The sequence below is a fragment of the Gordonia alkaliphila genome, assembly GCF_039542465.1.
Classification (GTDB): domain Bacteria; phylum Actinomycetota; class Actinomycetes; order Mycobacteriales; family Mycobacteriaceae; genus Gordonia; species Gordonia alkaliphila.
Genome location: NZ_BAABIE010000009.1, coordinates 69,756 through 88,914 on the forward strand (window position 1 = coordinate 69,756; position 19,159 = coordinate 88,914).

The 19,159-nt window shown below is 69.0% G+C and carries 19 protein-coding genes and 1 tRNA gene; 13 read left to right on the forward strand and 7 right to left on the reverse strand.

The features are described 5' to 3' along the window. Nucleotides 1–107: 107 nt before the first annotated feature. The 4 genes from modB to moaA all read right to left on the reverse strand — a co-directional run bounded on the left by modB (nt 108) and on the right by moaA (nt 3,072). Nucleotides 108–938: a molybdate ABC transporter permease subunit gene (gene modB / locus ABD989_RS10915; RefSeq protein ID WP_246995244.1), complete on the reverse strand. Its 831-nt coding sequence runs from the start codon at nt 936–938 to the stop codon at nt 108–110. Next, nucleotides 935–1,648: a molybdate ABC transporter substrate-binding protein gene (modA, locus tag ABD989_RS10920; protein ID WP_246995242.1), complete on the reverse strand. Its 714-nt coding sequence runs from the start codon at nt 1,646–1,648 to the stop codon at nt 935–937. Before modA ends, modB begins: the two co-directional genes overlap by 4 nt. 88 nt (nt 1,649–1,736) lie before the next feature. Next, nucleotides 1,737–1,985, reverse strand: a complete 249-nt coding sequence (locus tag ABD989_RS10925) for a MoaD/ThiS family protein (RefSeq protein WP_246995240.1) — start codon at nt 1,983–1,985, stop codon at nt 1,737–1,739. Continuing rightward, nucleotides 1,978–3,072: a GTP 3',8-cyclase MoaA gene (gene moaA / locus ABD989_RS10930; protein WP_425556523.1), complete on the reverse strand. Its 1,095-nt coding sequence runs from the start codon at nt 3,070–3,072 to the stop codon at nt 1,978–1,980. The genes ABD989_RS10925 and moaA overlap by 8 nt, the downstream gene beginning before the upstream one ends. Nucleotides 3,073–3,223: 151 nt before the next feature. Here moaA and ABD989_RS10935 point away from each other — a divergent pair, with 151 nt between their 5' ends. Genes ABD989_RS10935 through ABD989_RS10945 form a run of 3 tightly spaced genes read left to right on the forward strand, consistent with a single transcriptional unit; the run spans nt 3,224 to nt 5,836 of the window. Continuing rightward, entirely contained in the window at nt 3,224–4,399 is a 1,176-nt protein-coding gene (locus tag ABD989_RS10935; protein WP_345313517.1) for a molybdopterin molybdotransferase MoeA, read from the forward strand. Further along, nucleotides 4,384–5,430 carry a bifunctional molybdenum cofactor biosynthesis protein MoaC/MoaB gene (gene moaCB / locus ABD989_RS10940; protein ID WP_308221359.1) on the forward strand — a complete coding sequence of 349 codons (1,047 nt, stop codon included), beginning with the start codon at nt 4,384–4,386 and terminating at the stop codon, nt 5,428–5,430. The genes ABD989_RS10935 and moaCB overlap by 16 nt, the downstream gene beginning before the upstream one ends. Beyond that, a complete protein-coding gene (locus ABD989_RS10945) occupies nt 5,420–5,836 on the forward strand; it encodes a molybdenum cofactor biosynthesis protein MoaE (RefSeq protein WP_246995235.1) in 417 nt (138 codons plus the stop codon). Before moaCB ends, ABD989_RS10945 begins: the two co-directional genes overlap by 11 nt. A 16-nt stretch (nt 5,837–5,852) precedes the next feature. Here the strand turns inward: ABD989_RS10945 and ABD989_RS10950 are convergent, their stop codons facing one another. After that, the gene (locus ABD989_RS10950; RefSeq protein WP_246995233.1) at nt 5,853–6,770 is read right to left on the reverse strand and encodes an SMP-30/gluconolactonase/LRE family protein; all 918 of its coding nucleotides are present in this window, start codon (nt 6,768–6,770) and stop codon (nt 5,853–5,855) included. Between the two features lie 142 nt (nt 6,771–6,912). On the opposite strand from ABD989_RS10950, the gene ABD989_RS10955 reads away from it, so the two are divergent. Next, nucleotides 6,913–7,464 carry a PadR family transcriptional regulator gene (locus ABD989_RS10955; RefSeq protein ID WP_246995231.1) on the forward strand — a complete coding sequence of 184 codons (552 nt, stop codon included), beginning with the start codon at nt 6,913–6,915 and terminating at the stop codon, nt 7,462–7,464. A 77-nt stretch (nt 7,465–7,541) separates the two neighbouring features. Continuing rightward, nucleotides 7,542–9,605 (forward strand): NADPH-dependent 2,4-dienoyl-CoA reductase, encoded by a 2,064-nt coding sequence (locus tag ABD989_RS10960; protein ID WP_246995229.1) that lies wholly within the window; start codon nt 7,542–7,544, stop codon nt 9,603–9,605. Here the strand turns inward: ABD989_RS10960 and ABD989_RS10965 are convergent. Beyond that, a complete protein-coding gene (locus ABD989_RS10965) occupies nt 9,572–10,105 on the reverse strand; it encodes a MarR family winged helix-turn-helix transcriptional regulator (protein WP_345313518.1) in 534 nt (177 codons plus the stop codon). The genes ABD989_RS10960 and ABD989_RS10965 overlap by 34 nt on opposite strands. 81 nt (nt 10,106–10,186) lie before the next feature. On the opposite strand from ABD989_RS10965, the gene ABD989_RS10970 reads away from it, so the two are divergent. The 8 genes from ABD989_RS10970 (at nt 10,187) to ABD989_RS11005 (ending at nt 18,781) form a co-directional block, all read left to right on the forward strand. Next, on the forward strand, nt 10,187–10,873 hold the full coding sequence (locus ABD989_RS10970; RefSeq protein WP_345313519.1) for a maleylpyruvate isomerase family mycothiol-dependent enzyme: 687 nt from the start codon (nt 10,187–10,189) through the stop codon (nt 10,871–10,873). A gap of 10 nt (nt 10,874–10,883) precedes the next feature. Next, nucleotides 10,884–11,693 (forward strand): mycolate reductase, encoded by an 810-nt coding sequence (gene cmrA, locus ABD989_RS10975; protein WP_345313520.1) that lies wholly within the window; start codon nt 10,884–10,886, stop codon nt 11,691–11,693. A gap of 25 nt (nt 11,694–11,718) precedes the next feature. Further along, nucleotides 11,719–12,315, forward strand: coding sequence for an oligoribonuclease (gene orn, locus ABD989_RS10980; protein WP_345313521.1), 597 nt, complete (start codon nt 11,719–11,721; stop codon nt 12,313–12,315). 100 nt (nt 12,316–12,415) lie between these two features. Continuing rightward, a tRNA-His gene (locus tag ABD989_RS10985) sits at nt 12,416–12,488 on the forward strand. A gap of 430 nt (nt 12,489–12,918) precedes the next feature. Next, nucleotides 12,919–14,769: a GTPase domain-containing protein gene (locus tag ABD989_RS10990; RefSeq protein ID WP_345313522.1), complete on the forward strand. Its 1,851-nt coding sequence runs from the start codon at nt 12,919–12,921 to the stop codon at nt 14,767–14,769. Then, a complete protein-coding gene (locus ABD989_RS10995) occupies nt 14,762–16,483 on the forward strand; it encodes a GTPase domain-containing protein (protein WP_345313523.1) in 1,722 nt (573 codons plus the stop codon). The genes ABD989_RS10990 and ABD989_RS10995 overlap by 8 nt, the downstream gene beginning before the upstream one ends. Nucleotides 16,484–16,625: 142 nt before the next feature. After that, nucleotides 16,626–17,594, forward strand: a complete 969-nt coding sequence (locus ABD989_RS11000) for a YihY/virulence factor BrkB family protein (RefSeq protein ID WP_345313524.1) — start codon at nt 16,626–16,628, stop codon at nt 17,592–17,594. A gap of 92 nt (nt 17,595–17,686) precedes the next feature. Next, complete coding sequence (locus tag ABD989_RS11005; protein WP_345313525.1) at nt 17,687–18,781, forward strand: calcium:cation antiporter; 1,095 nt, start codon at nt 17,687–17,689, stop codon at nt 18,779–18,781. 5 nt (nt 18,782–18,786) lie between these two features. Here ABD989_RS11005 and ABD989_RS11010 read toward each other — a convergent pair whose 3' ends face one another. Then, a complete protein-coding gene (locus ABD989_RS11010; protein ID WP_345313526.1) occupies nt 18,787–19,095 on the reverse strand; it encodes a 4a-hydroxytetrahydrobiopterin dehydratase in 309 nt (102 codons plus the stop codon). Between the last annotated feature and the right edge of the window lie 64 nt (nt 19,096–19,159).

The following is a 19,159-nucleotide window of genomic DNA, read 5'->3' on the forward strand; positions in this document are numbered from 1 at the left end:
AGCGTACGAACCGAACTTTCCCGGGGCGTGCCGGGTGGGTCTCCGCCCGGTAATCAGGTTCTCTCGCCGGGCGGCGGGCGCCTGTGAGAACGGCTCAGCAGTACGGTTCAGTTCAAGGCGGGCAGCCAGCGCCCGCGCATGCCGATCAGCACCAGCAGGCTGAGCACCACCAGGCCGACGGCCATGGCGATGGCCGACTCGTCGTCGCGCTGCAGCGACAGATAGATGGCCAGCGGCATCGTCTGCGTGACCCCTTCGACGTTCCCCGCGAAGGTCACGGTGGCGCCGAATTCGCCGAGCGCGCGGGCGAAGCACATGATGGCGCCCGCGCCGATCCCGGCCCGGATCTCCGGCACCGTGATCCACCAGAAGGTGGTCATCCGGCTCGCACCGAGGGTGTACGCCGCTTCCTCGGCGTCGAGGTTGCGGCTGCGCAGCGCCGCCTCCACGCTCACCACCAGAAACGGCATCGCGACGACGAGCTGGGCGATCACCACCGCCGCGAAGGTGTAGGTGGGCGTCCAGTCGAACCAGTCGTCGAGGTACTGCCCCACCAGCCCGCGCCGGCCCAGCAGCGTCAGCAGCGCCACGCCGATCACCACCGGCGGCATCACCATCGGGACCACCACCAGCAGTCGTACCAGCCGGACCGGGCGGATCACGCCGGAGGCCAGGACCGCGGCCAACGGCACCCCCAGGGCCAGCGCCAACAGGGTCGCCAACGACGCACCGGCCACCGAGAGACCGAGGGCTTGCAGCGCCGCGGGTTCGGTGAGCAGCGTCCACATACGGCTCCACGGCGCGGCCCAGGCCAGCGCGATCAGCGGTCCTACCAGGACCACCAGTCCCAGCACCCCGACTCCGGAGATCGCGCGCGGCAGCGTGCCGCCCGACGCCGGGCGACCCGGCGTCGATCCCTCGGAGCGTGGCGCACTCACGGCAGGCCGAAGCCCGCGTCCGCGAGGATCTCCCGGCCGCGAGGCGAGACCAGGAGGTCGACGAACTCCTGCCCCTCGTCGGTCACCGCGGCGGCCGGGTACTGATTGACCGGGGCATTCGGGAACTCCACCACGTCGACCTTGTCGCCGGCCGAGCGCGCGTCGGTCTCGTAGACCAGCGCGGCGTTCGCCTCCCCGCTGGTCACTGCCCCCAGGGCGGCGCGGACGTCCACGGCGCGGGTCATCGGCTGCGGGGTGCCGCCGATCGCGCCGAGGGCCTTCTCCGCGGCCCGGCCGCAGGGCACCTCGGCGGCGCAGATCACCGTGCGCGTGCCGGCCTGCGTGAAGGCCTCCAGACCGGTCACCTCACCGGGATTGCCGGCGGGCACCACGATCACGAGTTTGTTGGTGGCGACCACCACCGGGTCGGTGGCGAGGCCGTCGTCCACGGCGCGATCCATGGTGGCGGTGTCGGCGGTGATCAGCACGTCGGCGTCGGCGCCCGAGCGGAGTCGTTGCACCAGTGCCGACGAGGCGGCCGCGTCCACCTGCACCTGCGCGCCGTCGTGCTCGTCGCTGTAGGCGGCCGACAGCGGTTCCATCACGTCCACCAGCGAGGCCGCGGCCACCACCCGGATCTGTCCGGGGTCGTCGCTCGAGCAGCCGGCGAGCGCCGTCAACCCCAGCACCGCCGCCGCCAGCACCACCATCCCCCGCCGAAATCTCCGGGGTCGAACGCTGGTGGCTCGAAAGCGGTTGGACAGCTGCATCTTTCGTTCCTCCCGAGAGGTCGAGCGGTTAGCCACCGGCGAACGGCGGAAGCAGATCCACCTCGGTGCCGATCGCCGCGGCATCGTCGCGCAGGAGGTCGTCGCCGTCGAGCACCGAGCAGTGGTCGACGAGTTCCCCGGTCGCGCTGCCGTGGCGCTCGGCGACCGCCGCGCGCAGCGCGCCGACGGTCAGCGTGTCGAGTGCGAACTGCTCGCGCGCACAGCCGGTGCGGTCCACGAGACCGGCGAAGTAGTTGACGGTGATGGTCTCAGCCACCGATAGCTCCCATCGGGCGACGCGGGTGGGTCAGGACGTCGGCGGGCAGGTGCCCGGGCGACTTGCGCCAGGTGACCTCCCGCCAGGCTGCGGCCAGGTCTGCGTCGTCGCCCCCGCCGCGCAGAATGGCACGCAAGTCGATCTCGTCGTCGGAGAACAGGCACGGGCGCACGCGTCCCTCGGCGGTGATGCGGGTGCGGTCGCAGGCGCCGCAGAACGAGCGGGTCATCGAGGCGATCACCCCGACCGTGCCCGGACCGTCGCCGACGCGCCATCGTTCGGCCGGCGCCCCGACGTCTTCGCGGTCGATGGCGGTCAGGTCGAAGCGTTCGCCGAGCACCGCCAGCATCTCGGCCGCGGTCACGTACTCGTCGCGGCGCCAGGTGCCTTCGGCGTCGAGCGGCATGGATTCGATGAAGCGCAGTTGCAGCCCGCGGTCCAGGCACCACTGCAGCAGATCGGCGGCGTGCGGCAGGTTCTCGCGGAGGGCCACGGCGTTGATCTTGACCGGAGCCAGGCCCACGGCGACGGCCGCGTCGATCCCGGCGATCACGTCGGGCAGACGGTCGCGGCGGGTGATGGTCGCGAACAGTTCCCGGTCGACGGTGTCCAGGGAGACGTTGATCCGCGAAAGTCCCGCTGCCGCAAGCGCGTGCGCGCGATGCTCCAGGCCGAGCCCGTTGGTGGTCAGGGCGACCGGGAGCTCCGGATGGCGGGTGCGAATCCCCTCGATGAGGTGCTCCAGGTCCCGGCGGATGAGCGGTTCGCCACCGGTCAGCCGGACTTCACCGATGCCCAGGTCGTCGACGGCCACGTCGACCAGCCGGATCACTTCGTCGGCCGAGAGCAGTTCCTCGCGCGGCATGATCGGCAGCCCCTGCTCGGGCATGCAGTACCGGCACCGCAGATTGCAGGCCTGGGTCAGCGAAATCCGCAGATCGCGTGCCCGCCTGCCCAGCCCGTCCACCAGGACGGCTGAGGTCTGCGGCTGCAACCCGGTCATAGTTGCGAGGCTAGCAGTCGTCGGGTCGCCGGTTCCTGCGCTCGTCGAAGGGGTCCCGACGCCGAGCACCACGAGCCCACTCATGGAGGCGGCACCGGCCCACACAGGCGGCAGTCCGCCCCGAAGGCAGCCGCCGGGAATGCCGCCTTCGGTGGGGAGGGCCGCCGATGGGTGGGGGTGCCGCCTTCCGTGTCTACCGCCTCGACGATTGGGGGTTGACACTAGGGTTAGGCCTGTGAAGCGCAGACCTATCGCCGACCACCGCACCGAGGTGGCGGCCCACGTGGCCGGACTGGCCCGCACCGAGACCATCCCGGTGACCTCCGGGCTCGATCGAGTGACCAGCCGCATCGTCCGCGCCCCGTACACGCTGCCGCTGTTCGACAATTCCGCGATGGACGGGTTCGCCGTCCGCGCCGCCGACGTGACCGTCGGCCAGCCGCTGCCCGTCCGGGGACGGATCTTCGCCGGCGACGCCAAATCCCGCACGCTGCAGGGCGGCACCGCGATGGCCATCATGACCGGCGCGCCGCTGCCGCGCCGCGCCGACGCGGTGATCCCGGTGGAGCAGTCCGACGAGGCCGACGGCGCAGTCCGCTTTCAGCACCGTCCCGAGCCCGGCGCCTTCGTCCGCCGAGCGGGCGACGATGTGGCCGTCGGCGACCTGGTGGTCGCCGCCGGCACCCGCCTCGGACCGCGCCACCTCGGTGCGCTGGCCGCCAGCGGCGTGCCGACGATCGAGGCGCATCGTCGACCGACGGTCGCGGTGATCTCCACCGGCAGTGAACTGATCCGCCCCGGCCAGAAGCCCGAGCCCGGACAGATCTTCGAGTCCAATTCCCTTGTGCTGCAGTCGTTGTCGGCGAAGCACGGCGCGCAGGTGACCTTCGTGGCCGCAGCGCGCGACGACGGCGACTTCGAAACCATCCTCACCGCCGCGTGCATCGACGCCGACCTCGTCCTGACCTCCGGGGGCGTCTCGATGGGCGAGCGGGAGCCGGTCCGGCAGTTGCTCGGCGACCACGGCTGGTTCGGGCCGATCGCGATGCAGCCGGGCGGCCCGCAGGGTCTGGCCACCTGGAAGGACACGCCGGTCTGCTGCTTCCCCGGCAACCCGGTCAGCATCCTGGTGTCCTTCGAAGTGCTGCTCCGCGACGCGCTCCGCGCGGTCACCGGGCTCCCCCCGGTCGAGCCGAGCACCGCGCCTCTGGCACGCAAGGTGGCCTCGGCGCCGGGCAAGACCCAGTTCCTGCGGGGCGTGCGCAACCCCGACGGCACCGTCTCCCCCGTCGGCGGACCGGGCAGTCATCTGGCGATCACCGCGGCCGCCGCGGACCTGCTCATCGAGATCGAGACCGACGCGACCGAACTGGCCGCAGGCACGGAGGTGACTACGTGGCCGCTGACCTGACCGCACCCGACGCGACACCTGAACCGCCCCATCCGGGCGGCCTGACGCACCTGCGCGCCGACGGCACGGCCGCGATGGTCGACGTCTCGGACAAGGCCGTCACCAAGCGCACCGCCCTGGCGCGCGGCACCTTCGCCACCACCGCGCTGGTGATCGATGCGATCCGCGGCGGCGGCGTGGCCAAGGGCGACGTCCTGGCCACCGCCCGCATCGCGGGCATTCAGGGCGCCAAGCGCACCTCGGACCTCATTCCGCTGTGCCATCCGCTGCCGCTGTCCAAGGTGGCCGTCGACTTCGCGCTGGAAGGCGACCACATCGTCATCAGCGCCACCGCCACCACCACCGGCAAGACGGGCGTCGAGATGGAGGCGCTGACCGCGGTCGCCGTCGCCGGCCTCACCCTGCACGACATGGTCAAAGCCCTCGACCCGGCAGCCACGCTCACCGACGTCGCCCTCGTGGAGAAGACCGGTGGACGGCACGGACGCTGGACCCGTGCCACCCACTCCGCACAGGCCACGCCCCCGCCGCCGCCGGGCCGCGTCGCACTGCACCCCACCGACCGCGCCGTCGTCATCGTCGCCTCCACCGGCGTCGCCGCCGGCGAACGCACCGATCGGACCGGCGGGCGGATCGCGGAATGGCTCATCGAGCAGGGCTTCACCCCCGATCCGGTGGTGGTGGTGGCCGACGTCGACTTCGCCGGCGCGCTGCGCAGCGTGCTCACCACCGCCCCGGCCGTCGTGATCACCACCGGCGGCACCGGCCCGACGGCCGACGACCTGGTGCCCGAGGGCACCGCGGCGACGCTGACCACCGAACTGCCCGGCATCGCCGAGGCGATCCGCGACAGGGGCCGGGCGGCCACGCCGTTGGCCGCGCTCAGTCGTGGGCGCGCAGGGCTGGCGGGCGGCACCTTCGTGGTGAACCTGCCCGGCTCACCGGGCGGCGTGGCTGACGGCCTGGAGGTGCTCACACCGCTCCTGCACCACCTGGTGGACCTGGCGAAAGGCGCAGGACATGGCGACTGAATCCGACATCGTCGAGCATCCGCTCGATCCGCGCGTCTGCGAGAACCGCGTACGGACCGACGCCGACGGCGCCCTGGTGACCTTCACCGGCGTCGTCCGCGATCACCACGGCGGCCGGGCCGTGCGCGCGCTGCGATATGAGGCCCACCCGCGGGCGGACCGGTTCCTGCAGGAACTCCTCGCACGCCACCGCACCGATGACGTCCGGATCGCCGCCCAGCACCGCATCGGCGACCTCGCGATCGGCGACCTCGCCGTGGTGGTGGCCGTGGCCGCCCCGCATCGCGGCGCCGCCTTCGCGGTCTGCTCGCGGGTGATCGACGAGATCAAGACCCAGGTCCCGATCTGGAAGTTCGAGAGCTACGTCGACGGCGACACCGCCTGGGTCGACGCCTGCCGCCCCTGATCGCCGACCGACCGGCTCAGTTGAGCGCGTAGACGCCGATCGCGTTGTCGACGATGGTGCCGAAGTACAGCACGCCGTCGCGCTCGGCGACGCTGGTCACGAAGGTGTAGTCGACGTCGGCCGGCTTCACGTCGTGCACCACGGTGCCGTCGAAGTCGAAGGCGATCACCCACACCACGTCCTCGGGCGAGGGGCCGAGCCCCTCGGGTACCCGCGCCAGCACCCGTCGTGCCCGCGGCGGGAGGCGGAAGATCTTCTCCAGCAAGGGATTTCGCGGCGACGCCAGGGCACACCAGACCAGCCCGTCGGAGCCGATCGACAGGTTGTCCGGGTAGCCGGGCAGATCGTCGAGCAGGACGTCCACCTCACCGGCCTGCTCGCCGGTCAGGTGATAGCGGGTGATCCGCGAGGCCCCCGTCTCGGCGACCAGCAGGTACGACTCGTCCGGCGCCAGGACCACGCCGTTGGCGAACTGGAGGTCGTCGAGCAGCACCACCACCTCGCCATCCGGGGTGCGTCGGATCAACCGGCCGCTGCCGCTGTGCTCGATGATGTCGCTGCGCCACTGATCGATCCGGAAGCGCTGCGACGACGCGGTGAAGTAGGCGGTGCCGTCAGCCGCGGAGACCACGTTGCTGGCGAAGTGCAGCGGCCGATCGTCGACGGTGTCGACCAGCACCGAGGGCCGACCGCGGCCGCCCTCCAGATGCATGAGCCCGAAGTCGTGATCGCAGAGCAGGAGCGAACCGTCGGGCAGTACTTCCAGACCGAGGAGGTGCCCGGCGGTGTCGGCGAGCACCTCGACCGCGCCGGTCGCGGGAGTCACGGCGACGAGCCGACCGTCGTCCAGGCCGGCTGCCACGCGTCCGTCCGGCAGACAGACCACGTCCTCGGGGCCGTTTCCGGGGAGGGCGATGCGGCGAAAAGAAGTCACGGTGTCAGTCATATCAGGATCGGCCTGCGCTCGCTCGGGCCGTTGGTCCTGTTCGGTCGACGATACGAACCCTGGTGCCTATTCACCTTGATTCATAGTGTCACTGTTGCATAGTGCGTAGGTGCAGGCGTAGATTTCAGGCATGGCACTTGAACACGCCATCCTGGTGTCGTTGGCCGAGCGCCCCGGGACGGGATACGAGATCGGACAGCAGTTCCAGCGTTCGATCGGTTACTTCTGGTCGGCCACCCACCAGCAGATCTACCGGACCCTCAAGAAGCTCGACGCCGACGGCCTGGTGACCTTCGAATCGGTGGTGCAGGACGGCCGCCCGGACAAGAAGGTCTACACGCTGTCCGACGCCGGACGGGCCCTGCTGACGTCGTGGGTCGAGAGCCCCACCGCGTTGGTCCCGCTCCGCAGCGACCTCGGAGTGAAGCTCCGGGCCGCCGAATTCGGCGACCTCGCCCGCATCCTCGGCGAACTCAAGGCGCACCGGGACGAGGCGGACGCCCAGCTCCAGCTGTACCGCGGCTTCGAACGGGACTACTACCCGGACCCGGATGCCCTGACCGGCCGCAAACTGCACCAGTACCTGGTGCTGCGCGGCGGAGTCCGCGCCTCGCAAGCCACCGTCGACTGGTGCGACGAGACCATCGCCGGTCTGCAACGCGAACTCGACAACGAGCACTGACCCGCGCCCCGCGCACCCCGACCCCAGCCCAGCGAGCGCCTCGCCCGAGGTGTCCGCCCCGATCAAGAAAGGTCGCCATGTCAGCCCCGACCAGCGCCCCTAACGCCCACTACCCCAAGCTCTTCGAGCCGCTGCAGATCGGCGGTATGACCCTGCCGAACCGCGTCGTCATGGGTTCGATGCACACCGGCCTGGAAGACCGCATCTGGGACACCCCGAAGCTCGCGGCCTACTACGCCGAACGCGCCCGCGGCGGCGTGGGCCTGATCATCACCGGCGGCTTCTCCCCGACGCGCACCGGCCTGCTGCTGCCGTTCGCCGGCAAGATGACCAACCACGCCGACGTGCTGCGCCACCGCGAGTTCACCAAGGCCGTGCACGCCGAGGGGGGCAAGATCGCCCTGCAGATCATCCACGCGGGCCGCTACGGCTACACCCCGATCAAGGTGGCGGCCGGCAGCGAGCCGTCGCCGATCCACCCGTTCAAGCACATGAAGATGACCGATCAGATGATCAAGCACGTCATCCGCACCTTCGGCGAGGCCGCCAAGCTGGCCCGCCGCGCCGGCTACGACGCCGTCGAGCTGATGGGCGGCGAGGGCTATCTGATCAACCAGTTCCTGTGCCCGCGCACCAACGACCGCACCGACCGCTGGGGCGGCTCCACCGAGAACCGCCAGCGCTTCCTGATCGAGATCGTCAAGGAGGTGCGCAAGCAGACCCCGCGCGATTTCCCGGTGATCCTGCGCCAGTCGGTGGCCGACTTCGTCACCGGCGGCCAGACGTTCGACGAGATCGCCCTGCTCGCCCAGCGGGTCGAGGAACTCGGCGTCGACGCCATCAACACCGACATCGGCTGGCACGAGGCGCAGGTCCCGACCATCGTCACCTCGGTGCCGCGCGGCGCCTTCGTGAAGTTCACCGAGCGGCTGCGCGACGTCGTCGATATCCCGCTGATCGCCTCGAACCGGATCAACACCCCCGAGTTCGCGGAGGAGATCCTGGAGAACGGCAAGGTCGACGCCGTGTCGATGGCCCGCCCGCTGCTGGCCGACCCGGACTTCGTCAACAAGGCCGAACAGGGCCGCGCGGACGAGATCAACACCTGCATCGGCTGCAACCAGGCCTGCCTGGACCACGCGTTCGTGGGCAAGAAGGTCTCCTGCCTACTGAACCCGCGCGCCGGCCGCGAGACGGTGCTGACGCTGGGCCAGACGCGCCACGCCAAGCGCGTCGCCGTGATCGGCGCCGGACCGGCCGGGCTGTCGGCCGCGGTCTCGGCCGCCCAGCGCGGACATCGCGTGGACCTGTACGAGGCCGGCGACGCGATCGGCGGCCAGTTCTCCATCGCCGCACGCATCCCCGGCAAGGAGGAGTTCAACGAGACCATCCGGTACTACAACCGGCAGCTCGAGATCAATCAGGTGACCGTGCACCTGGGCACCCGCGTCACCGCCGACGAGATCATCGCGGGCGGCTTCGACCAGGTGATCATCGCGACAGGTGTGACCCCGCGTGTGCCGGACATCGACGGTATCGATCATCCGATGGTGATGTCGTACGCCGACGCCGTGCTCGGTCGCCGCGAGGTGGGTAAGCGCGTCGCCGTCATGGGTGCCGGCGGCATCGGCTTCGACGTCACCGAGTTCCTCACCGTCGACGACTCCCCCACCCTGAACCTGAAGGAATGGGAGCAGGAGTGGGGCGTCACCGACGACCTCGACACCCCCGGCTTCGTCACCAAGCCGCGTCCGCTGCCTGCCGTTCGTCAGGTCTACATGGTCCAGCGCAAGCCCGGCGGTCAGGGCAAGACGCTCGGCAAGACCTCCGGCTGGGTGCACCGCGCCACCGTGAAGATGAAGGGCGTCGAGCAGATCTCGGGCGCCGTCTACGACAAGATCGACGACGCCGGCCTGCACCTGACCCTGCACGACAAGGAGGGCAACGAGACCGGCAAGCGGATCCTCGAGGTGGACAACGTGGTGGTCTGCGCCGGACAGGAGTCGGTGCGCGACCTCGTCGATCCACTGACCCTCGCGGGCGTCACCACCCACGTGATCGGCGGCGCCGACCTGGCCTCCGAGCTCGACGCCAAGCGGGCCATCCGTCAGGGCACCGAAGTGGCCGCCGGACTCCCCTGATCCGAGTCCCCGGCCGAGGCCACCGACCCCGCGCCCGCTGCCGATCCGAACGGATCGGTCAGCGGGCGCAGTCGTGCGAGGGTGCGGCGCAGCTCCCGCATGCGACCGGCACCGATCTGCGCGGTCCATTCGTCCAACGCCGCGCCGACCGCACCATCGGCCGCTACGGCGAGGTCCCGCGCGCGGTCGGTGAGCCGCAGGAGCCGGGCCCGGCCGTCGTCGGGGTCGGCGACCCGTTCTAGGTAACCGGCGGCGACCAGCCGCGTGACCAGCGTCGCCGCCGTCTGCTTGGTGACCAGAGCCCGCTCGGCGAGTTCGGACAGCCGCGTTCCCCGCGGATCCACCCGCTGCAGCAACCGCGCCTGAGCAGGGGTGACATCGGTGCCGCCGGCCCGGTGCACCGCCGCCAGCGCGCGGTCCTCCAGCCAGCGATGGGCGACGAACATCGCCACCCCGACGTTCAGCTCCTCGGCGTCGTCACCGGCCGGAACATCGCTCATGGAACGCCCCTCCACCATTGACCGCACCACCCGCGCGGCGGTATATTTTAGTCAGCATATCTGACTAACTTCGAGGTCGTCATGACTACTGACACCGCCTTCACCGCCGATCAGATCTGGTGGCACATCGACGCCGAACGTGCCGCACTCGCCGACTTCCTCGAGGACCTCCACGACACCGAGTGGGCCGCCGAATCACTGTGCGCCGGATGGCGGGTGCGCGACGTCGCCGCCCACCTCACGATGGCGCATGCACGCCTGCGCGACCTCGTGCCGTGGCTGCTGAAGAATCGCTTCTCGTTCAACGCGTCGATCCGCGAGTCGGCGATCGCGCTGCCCGCCGATCACACCGAGATCGTCACCGGACTGCGCGGCATGGTCGGCAGTCGGCGGACCGCGCCGTTCGTGTCGATCCGGGAGCCGCTGATCGACGTCCTCGTCCACACCCAGGACATCTGCCTACCCCTCGGGCGCGAACTCCCGGAACCGATGCCGACGGCGACCTCCGGCTCCCGCGCGAACGCCGCCGCGGCCGCCGCCAACCGGGTGCTGGCGCTCAACCAGCGGCCGGTGGTTCGGCTGCGTCGACCGCCGCGCGGCGTGCACCTGGTCGCCGTCGACACCGAATGGTCGTGGGGCGCGGGCGAACTCGTCACCGGAACGATGACGCACCTGCTGCTGGCACTCGCCGGCCGACCGGCCGCCGCCGGTCTGCTCTCCGGGCCGGTGGAACTGCTCGATCGCGGACGAACGGTGACCAGGAACTAGACTCCGACGCATGGCTCTTCCCGCACCGACCTCCTCCGCTCGCGCTGTCGTCACCGGCGCCTCTTCGGGCATCGGCATGGCATTGGCCTGCGTGCTCGCCGACCGAGGACACTCGCTGATCCTGGTCGCCCGTCGCGGCGAGATCCTCGACGAGCTGGCCGGCGAACTGCGTCGGCGCTGCGGGGTCGAGGTGGAGGTGCGCGCCACCGACCTGTCCGACGCCGCCGCGACGGCGGCGCTGTGCGCGGAACTGAAGGCCCGCGAGGTCTCCATCCTGTGCAACAACGCGGGCATCGCCACCTTCGGTCCCCTCGTCGAGCTGGACCCGGACTACGAGCAGGCGCAGGTGCTGCTCAACGTCAACGCCGTGCACGACCTCACGCTCGCCGTCTTGCCGCAGATGGCGGCGCGCGGCGCGGGCGGCATCCTGATGGTCGGCTCCGCGGCCGGCAACATGCCGATTCCGAACAACGCCTCCTACGCCGCCACCAAGGCGTTCGTGAACACCTTCAGCGAGTCGCTGCGCGGCGAACTCGCCGGCACCGGCGTGCACGTGACACTGCTGGCCCCCGGACCGGTGCGCACCCAGACGCCAAGCACCGACGAGGAATCCATCGTCGACAAGATGGTCCCCGACTTCCTGTGGCACTCCTCCCAGCGCGTCGCCGAAATGAGCCTGGATGCGTTGGCGCGCAACAAGATGCGCGTCGTCCCCGGGGCACTGTCGAAGGCCATGTCGGTGGCCGGCGGCTACAGCCCGCGCGCCATCGTCGCGCCCATCGTCGGCACCTTCTACGCGAAGCTGGGCGACGCCGAGTAGGCACCGAGGGATACAGTCGAGAACCGTGGAAGACAAACTGGTCTGGATCGACTGCGAGATGACCGGGCTGGACACCGGCACCGACAAACTCATCGAAATCGCCGCCCTGGTGACCGACAGCGACTTGAACATCCTCGGTGACGGCGTCGACGTGGTGATCCACGCCGGCGACGCCGCGCTCGCGGCCATGCCGCCGGTGGTGGTCAAGATGCACGCCGCCTCCGGTCTCACCGAGGAAGTACGTCGTTCGACGGTCACCGTGGCCGAAGCCGAGCAGATGGTGCTGGCGTATCTGCGCGAGCACATCCCCGGCGGCGGGGTGCCGCTGGCCGGCAACTCCATCGCCACCGACCGCGCCTTCCTGGCCCGCGACATGCCGGAGCTGAACAACTTCCTGCACTACCGGATGATCGACGTCAGCTCCATCAAGGAGCTGTGCCGCCGGTGGTTCCCGGCGATCTACTTCGGCCAGCCGGAGAAGGGACTGGCGCACCGCGCCCTCGCCGACATCCGCGAGTCGATCCGCGAGCTCCGCTACTACCGAAAAGTGGCCTTCGTGCCGGAGCCCGGCCCGGACGCCGACACGCTGACCGCGGCCGTCGCAGACCTCGGACCTGCGTAAACGACACCGAGGTAAGTCAATTGGAGTTCATCGGAGTTTGCGGCTAGAGTAAAGCCCTGGATCGGCGAGCAACGCGCAAGCGAAGCCGAAGATCCCGATGGTGAGTGTAGTTCAGTTGGTAGAGCACCAGGTTGTGATCCTGGCTGTCGCGGGTTCGAGTCCCGTCACTCACCCCGAAGGAAAATAGGCCCTGACCTGCCAACAAGCGGGTCAGGGCCTACTTCGTTTCGGTGCCGTGCAACGACGGAGGACCAACGTGGCAATGCCGTGGCTGCCCGCAGACGGCATAGCCGCCCACCTCGGGGTGGTCAGCGAGAGGCAAGGCGGCCGTCCGTGAGCCCGGAGAATCTGCAGGGCAAAGCGCGACACGATTGGTGCCCACCAGCACGGGATCAGCTCTTCGGCGCTGAGCCGAGGGATCACGACCCGCTACCCGCGCACGTACAGTCAATTGCGCGATGCCGATCGGTTCTCCGCGAAGCTCACCGAGTGAGCCTTTGCGCACTGGGGGAAAACGAGGTCACCGCGCATCTCCGGGAAGCCGTGGACACCGCTGCGATTGCGGATAGTCCCACTGCCGGTCGACCAATGCGCGTGGTTCTCATGGGCCGCACGATGGCCGGCAAGAGCACACTGCTTGCCGCACTGACGGGCGGATCGGCGGAGCGGATCGGGGTCGGCGCCCAGCGCACGTCCCGCGATGTGTTCGCAGCTCCCGCTCTCGATCTGCAGGATGTCGAGATCGTCGACACCCCCGGGGTGGGAGCCAAAGATGGTGCCGACGACGTCGCCCTCGCGATGGCCGAGGTCCCCGGCGCTGACCTTGTGCTGTGGGTAGCCAGCAACGACTCCTTCCAGGAGGAGACAGCTCAAGCGCTGCGAGCCGTAGCATTTCGAGGCAAGCCCGTGGTGGTCGCCTTGAACTGCCGAGCGAGTCTCTTCGACGAACTCGATCGTGAGGACTTCCTGGAAGATCCCACGTCTGTGTTCGATCAGTACCAAGGGCATTTCGACACGATTCGTGCTCACCTCGCAGCCGCCGGAGTCCGGCCGGTGGCCGAGGTGATGCTGCACGCCGAGGCAGCGCGCCAAGCCCGGACCGATGAACAGTTCGGCACGGCTCTCCAGAGTGCGAGCAGGGTCCAACACCTCGTGGCCACGCTTGAGCGCGAGGCACGGGTCCATCGGACCGCTCGCCGGGTACTGCGGACCACTGACGAGGTCCGCGTACAGGCCCAATCTCTGAGCGACACCCTGGCCGACAGCGAGCAACAGATTCGGGGACTGGTGCGTGTCGGGCGAGGGCTCCGCGAGGATCAGCAACTCCGCGCCGCACGGCTCGTGAACGCCTGCCAGCAGCGTATGGAGGACGACACGGTTCGCCTCGTTAGCCGGCGGCACGGATGGCACCAGAGCATCACCGACTTCGGGCCGCAGGTGTCGGAGAAATGGGTAGCAGAACAAGAATCACTCATCGACGAGATCGATCAGGCGGTGACCTCGCACCTCAACGAACTCTCCCGAGCCATCGCCGAGGCAAACAGCGCCGCCCAACAGGAGTGGTCAATGGCAATGCCAACCGCGTCCAGGATCGATGGACTGCACGACTTCCGAGGTATCTGGAAACGACGGGCTGCGGGCGCGGTCGTCAGTGCCGGCGGTGCGCTGGCTGCGGCGCTGTTGGGCGCCAAAGTCGGGGCGCTCGGCGGCGGCGCACTCGGGGGGCCGATCGGAGCGGGTGTCGGGCTGATCGTTGGCGGTATCGGCACCGCCGTGGTCAGCTCGCTGCGGAAGAAAGTCCAGTCCCTCTTCACCGGGAAAGGCAGAATTCTTGCGGAGAACCGAGAACTGCTGCGGGTTGAGATCGGCAACGTTCTTGAGGAGGTCGAGCGCCAGGCTCGCAGCCAGACCGAATCGCTCATCGGACGTATCCGCGCCGACCTGTCGTCCACCGCAGAGCAGCGGGCCGAGGCGGAGACAGCTGTGCTTGACGTAGCCGATCGCCTCGCAGGGCAACAGAAGCTCATCAGCGCCACCACCGCAGCGCTCGACCACGACACCGCTGTGTGCCTCCTCAGGGTGGATGGACGGCCGCGTCTGGCTGATGCGGTCAAGCGGGTCACGAGACTCTCCGGCGTCTGCATCGCGATGGAGGTGACTGAGCAATCCTTTGCGGAGTCGTGGCTCTTCCCACCGTCGTCCCCCGAGGTCATGACCTTCGGTCGTACCCCGCCTCCCGAGGTGCCCGGTGTGCGTGCCAGTTCATATGTACTCGGCCTCACGGAGCAAGTGCCCACGGCGCTGCGTTCGGACTCTGATCGAACCTCCGTCATTATCGAGGGACGTGTGCCCGAACCCGTCCTGGCCGCATGGTCAGCGACACTCTCAGACCATCTGGGCACCGAGGTCACCATCGTTCGCCCGACGACACTAGGAGCACCCCGACATGAATGACCTGCTATTTCACGCGGCCCCGGCCGCCGTAAGTCGGCTCTCCCAGCGCTTGACGGCACTGCTCGATCAGCTTCCATCGGACGAGCGCTCGAAGTTCCTCGGCCTGCTCGTCATTGACGAGCACGAACGTCCACGGATGGTTTTCACCGGCCAGTACAGCAGCGGGAAGTCAACGTTGATCAGGGCGCTGACCAACGAGGCCGCAGAGGTTGTCATCGACTCTGCCGTCGCGACCGATCAGGTCCAAGTGTTCGACTGGGACGGACTCGTCGACCTCGTTGATACGCCCGGGGTGCAAGCCGGCCTGTCTGATCACGACCGCCTGGCCGAAGACGCCCTCCGCAGCGCCGACCTCGTCCTGTTTGCTGTCACCGTCGATCTATTCGACGACGGATCGGTCGAGCATCTGCGCCACATCACCGAAGACCTGCGGAAGGCACCGCAGCTCGTGGTCGTCATTACCAAGAGCCGCACACTGCACGCCGCAGCAGGTGTGCGTGAGGCTGCGGTTCGCGCCGCACTCGGCACCTTCGCCGATCAAGTGCCGTGGGTCGAGTGTGATGCCAAGACCTACCTCGACGGCCTCCATGAGAACGATCAACTTCGCGCTAGCCGCCGCCTCGAGGCATCCGGCATGGCGGAAGTGACGGATGCGATCAACCGCATCGCGCGCGAGCGTGGGGAGCTGGCCCGCTTCTGTGTTCCTCTGCAGCAGATCGCGCTGGCCGCCGGAGAAGCGTCGGCCGCGCTCGCGGATGACCCAGACGAGCAAGCCATCCTCACCGTGCTGGCGCGACAGCGTAGAGCGCTGACGAATCGCCGTGGACTGCTGGAGTCGGCTCTCGAACGGGAGGCCTCCGAGTTTCGGTCAGCATGCATCCACGCTGTCGAGACACTGGCGGACGCGGCAGAGTCCATCGAGGAGTCGGAGAACCCCGATTGGTCCAAACTCGACGCAGCCTCCGACGCACTGAACACGAAGTTATCGGTGGCCAACCAGCGATTCACCGATGGAGTGCACACTGTCGTGAGTTCGCAACTCGCGGACTTCACCTCGGAGGTACGCGAGATTGAAGCCTCGCCCTACGCTCACCAGCTGCGAGAGCTGGAAGTCCAGGGTGTCGTCGAGGTTCAAGCCATCCCCGCCGACACCGGAATGGTGCACGACACCGGCCGTAAGCAGCGACGCAGGCCTACCTGGGGGCCGAAAGCGGCAGAACACCTCAAGGGCTTCCAGAAGGCCTGGGGCGCCGGCGACGGCCTCAAGCAAGCAGCCGGCAGCAGCGGTCATCAGATCGTGTACAAGGTCGGGAAGCTCGCGGGATGGAATTTCGAACCCTGGCAGGCCGTCCGCTGGGCGAACAACATCGGAAAGTTCGCAAAAGCCGGTGCCTTCGTCCTCCCGGTCGCGTTGGAAGCGTACGCAGTTGTGAGTGACGAGCGCGAGGAGGTGCGCGTTGCCAAAGAGAAGCTCCGCCGCCGGAACGCCCTGGTAGGTAGAGTATTGGCCCGATGCGACGACATCGCATGGTCGACGCTCACGCAGGTACGGATGGAACTCGACGCAGAGTTCGACGCCGCGGTGCGAGAGATCGACAACGTGAATGCGTCGGTACGTGCCAACCAGACCCTCCGCAGCGACCTCACTCGCGATCTAGGCGCGATCCAGTCGGAAGCGATTGAGATGCTCGACCGACTTGGGGAGACCTCGTAGCCCGCACGGTTCAGGTACTGACTAGAGTCGTTGACCTGGGGGCAGAGTTGCCCGACGCACTACTCGGCACCCCGATACGAGACCCCGAACCTGCTGCCCGCAGCTCGGAGTCTCACTCGCATCGGTGTGCCGAGGAGGTCTGTTGTCCGTCGTCGAACGTCTGGACCGCTTTCACCGTCGCTTCCCCAAGACCGGCTTTCCCCTGGCCGTCGCCTATAAGTTCTTCGACGATCAGGGCGGCTACCTCGCCGCATTGATCACCTACTACGGGTTCGTCTCGCTGTTCCCGCTGCTGCTGCTGTTCACCACCATTCTGGGTTTCCTCCTGGAGAACAATCCCGGCCTGCGGGACCAGATCGTGAGCTCGACGATGAGCGAGATCCCGGTGATCGGCGGGCAGCTGAACGACCCGGCGGCCCTCAGCGGCGGCACCACCGCGGTCCTCATCGGCCTGATCGGCGCGCTCTACGGCGGGCTCGGCGTGGCCGTGGCATCGCAGAACGCGATGAACGCCGTCTGGGACGTGCCGCGCAACAGTCGACCCAACCCGATCAAGGTCCGCCTGCGGGGACTGGTCCTGCTGTTCACCGTGGGGCTGTCGATGGTCGCCCTCGTCGCGATCAGCATCGTGGCCGCGTCGTTCGACGTGACCGGCCTCGGCGACCTGTTCACCCGCGTCGGCACCGCGCTCCTGGCGCTCGGCGTCTTCACCTTCGCCTTCATGTTCGGCACCGCCCGCAAGGTCCGCGTGTTCGACGTGTTGCCCGGCGCGGTGATCGCCGCCGCCGGCTGGCAGCTGCTCGAGCACTTCGGCGGCTACTACATCGCGCACGTGATCGCGCGCACCGAGAAGATCAACGGCGTCTTCGCGATGGTCCTCGGCCTCATCGCCTTCATCTACCTGGCCGCCGCCCTGGTGGTGGTCTGCCTGGAGGTCAACGCCGTCCGCGTGGACAAGCTGTACCCGCGCGCCCTGCTGACCCCGTTCACCGACGACGTCGACCTGACCGAGGGCGACGAGAAGGCCTACCGGCAACTCGCCCAGGCCCAGCGGCAGAAGGGCTTCGAGACCATCGAGGTCACGTTCGATAATCCGCGCTCCAAGCCGTAGGCTGGCGGGGCGTTCGCAGCGCGCACGCCGACCGGGACGACCCGGCCGCTTCCTTCCTCGCGGGGACGACCCCGCCCGGAGTGGACCCACTCGTGAAAGACCTCGCACGCATCGTGCTCGGCTGGGGCGCCGTCGTCGCGCTCGCGCTCTCCCGCGATCTCCTCGCCCCGCCGACATCCGCACCGATCCTGATCACCGCCCTGATCGCCATCGTCGCCGTCATCGTGGTCGCCGCCTTCGGCGTGGTGACCCAGGCCGAGGCGCTCGCCCACCGGCTCGGCGATCCCTACGGCACGCTGATCCTCACCCTGTCCATCGTGCTGATCGAGGTGGTGCTGATCTCGGCGATCCTGCTGGGGCCGGGCGAGCATCCCACGATCGCCCGGGACTCGGTGATGGCCGTGTCGATGATCATCCTGAACCTCGTCGTCGGCGTCGCCCTGGTGGTCGGCGGCCTGCGCCGGCGCGGCCGCCTCACCGTGAATCGGCGCGGCGTCGGCGTCTACCTCGCCCTGCTGGTGGCGCTCACCGTGGTGGCCTTCGCGCTGCCGAAGGCGATCGGCGACGACGGCGCCTACTCGACGTCGCAGGCCGTCGTCGTCGCGGTCGGCACGCTCGGGTTGTACGTCTCCTTTCTGTACCGCCAGACCGGACCGGACGCCGACGCCTTCCGTGAACCGGCGGCCGCCGCGACGCCCACGCACCCGCCGATCGGCGACGTGTGGGCCGCGCATCGCCGCGAGATCCTCACCCGAATCACCGTCTTGGTGGTCACCGCGATCCCCATCGTGCTGCTGTCCCACGACATGGCGAGCCTGCTCGACGACGGCCTCGGCCGGCTCGGCGCGCCCGCCCCGCTGGCGGGCCTGTTGATCGCCGCCATCGTCTTCCTGCCGGAGTCGTTGACCGCGATCCGCGCGGGAGCGGCCGGCGAGATGCAGCGGGTGAGCAATCTGTGCCACGGCGCCCTGGTCTCCACCGTCGGCCTCACCATTCCGGCGGTCCTGGTGATCGGCCTCGTCACCGGACAGACGGTGGTGCTCGGCGAGTCGACGGCGAACCTGATGGTGCTCGGCGTATCGCTGGCGCTGTCGGTCGTGACCTTCACCGCCCGCCGGCTCACCGCCTGGCACGGAGCCGCACACCTGCTGGTCTTCGCCGCCTACGGGGCCGTGCTACTGGCATGACAGAACTATTGGGCGGACAGATCCTGGACGCTCGCGAGGTCGGCGACCTGCCGCGCCAGACGCACATCGGCGGTGGTGAGGCCGCCGACGTCGTGTGTGGTCACCGACAGACCGACGGTGCCGTACCGGAAATCCAGGTCGGGGTGGTGGTTGAGAGCCTCGGCGGCCGCCACGATGTCGGCGACGAAGGCCAGCCCCCGCACCATCGACCCGGTGCGATAGTCGGCGCGCAGGTGGTCGTTCTCGACGCGCCACCCCGGCGGGAGCTGCTCGGCGGCCTCGGCTTCGGACAGTGGACGCGGATCGGTGCTCATCTTCCCCACCGTAACCTCCTCGCGCCGCCGCCGTGGGCGTACCGACGGCGGTCGGCGCGCCTGA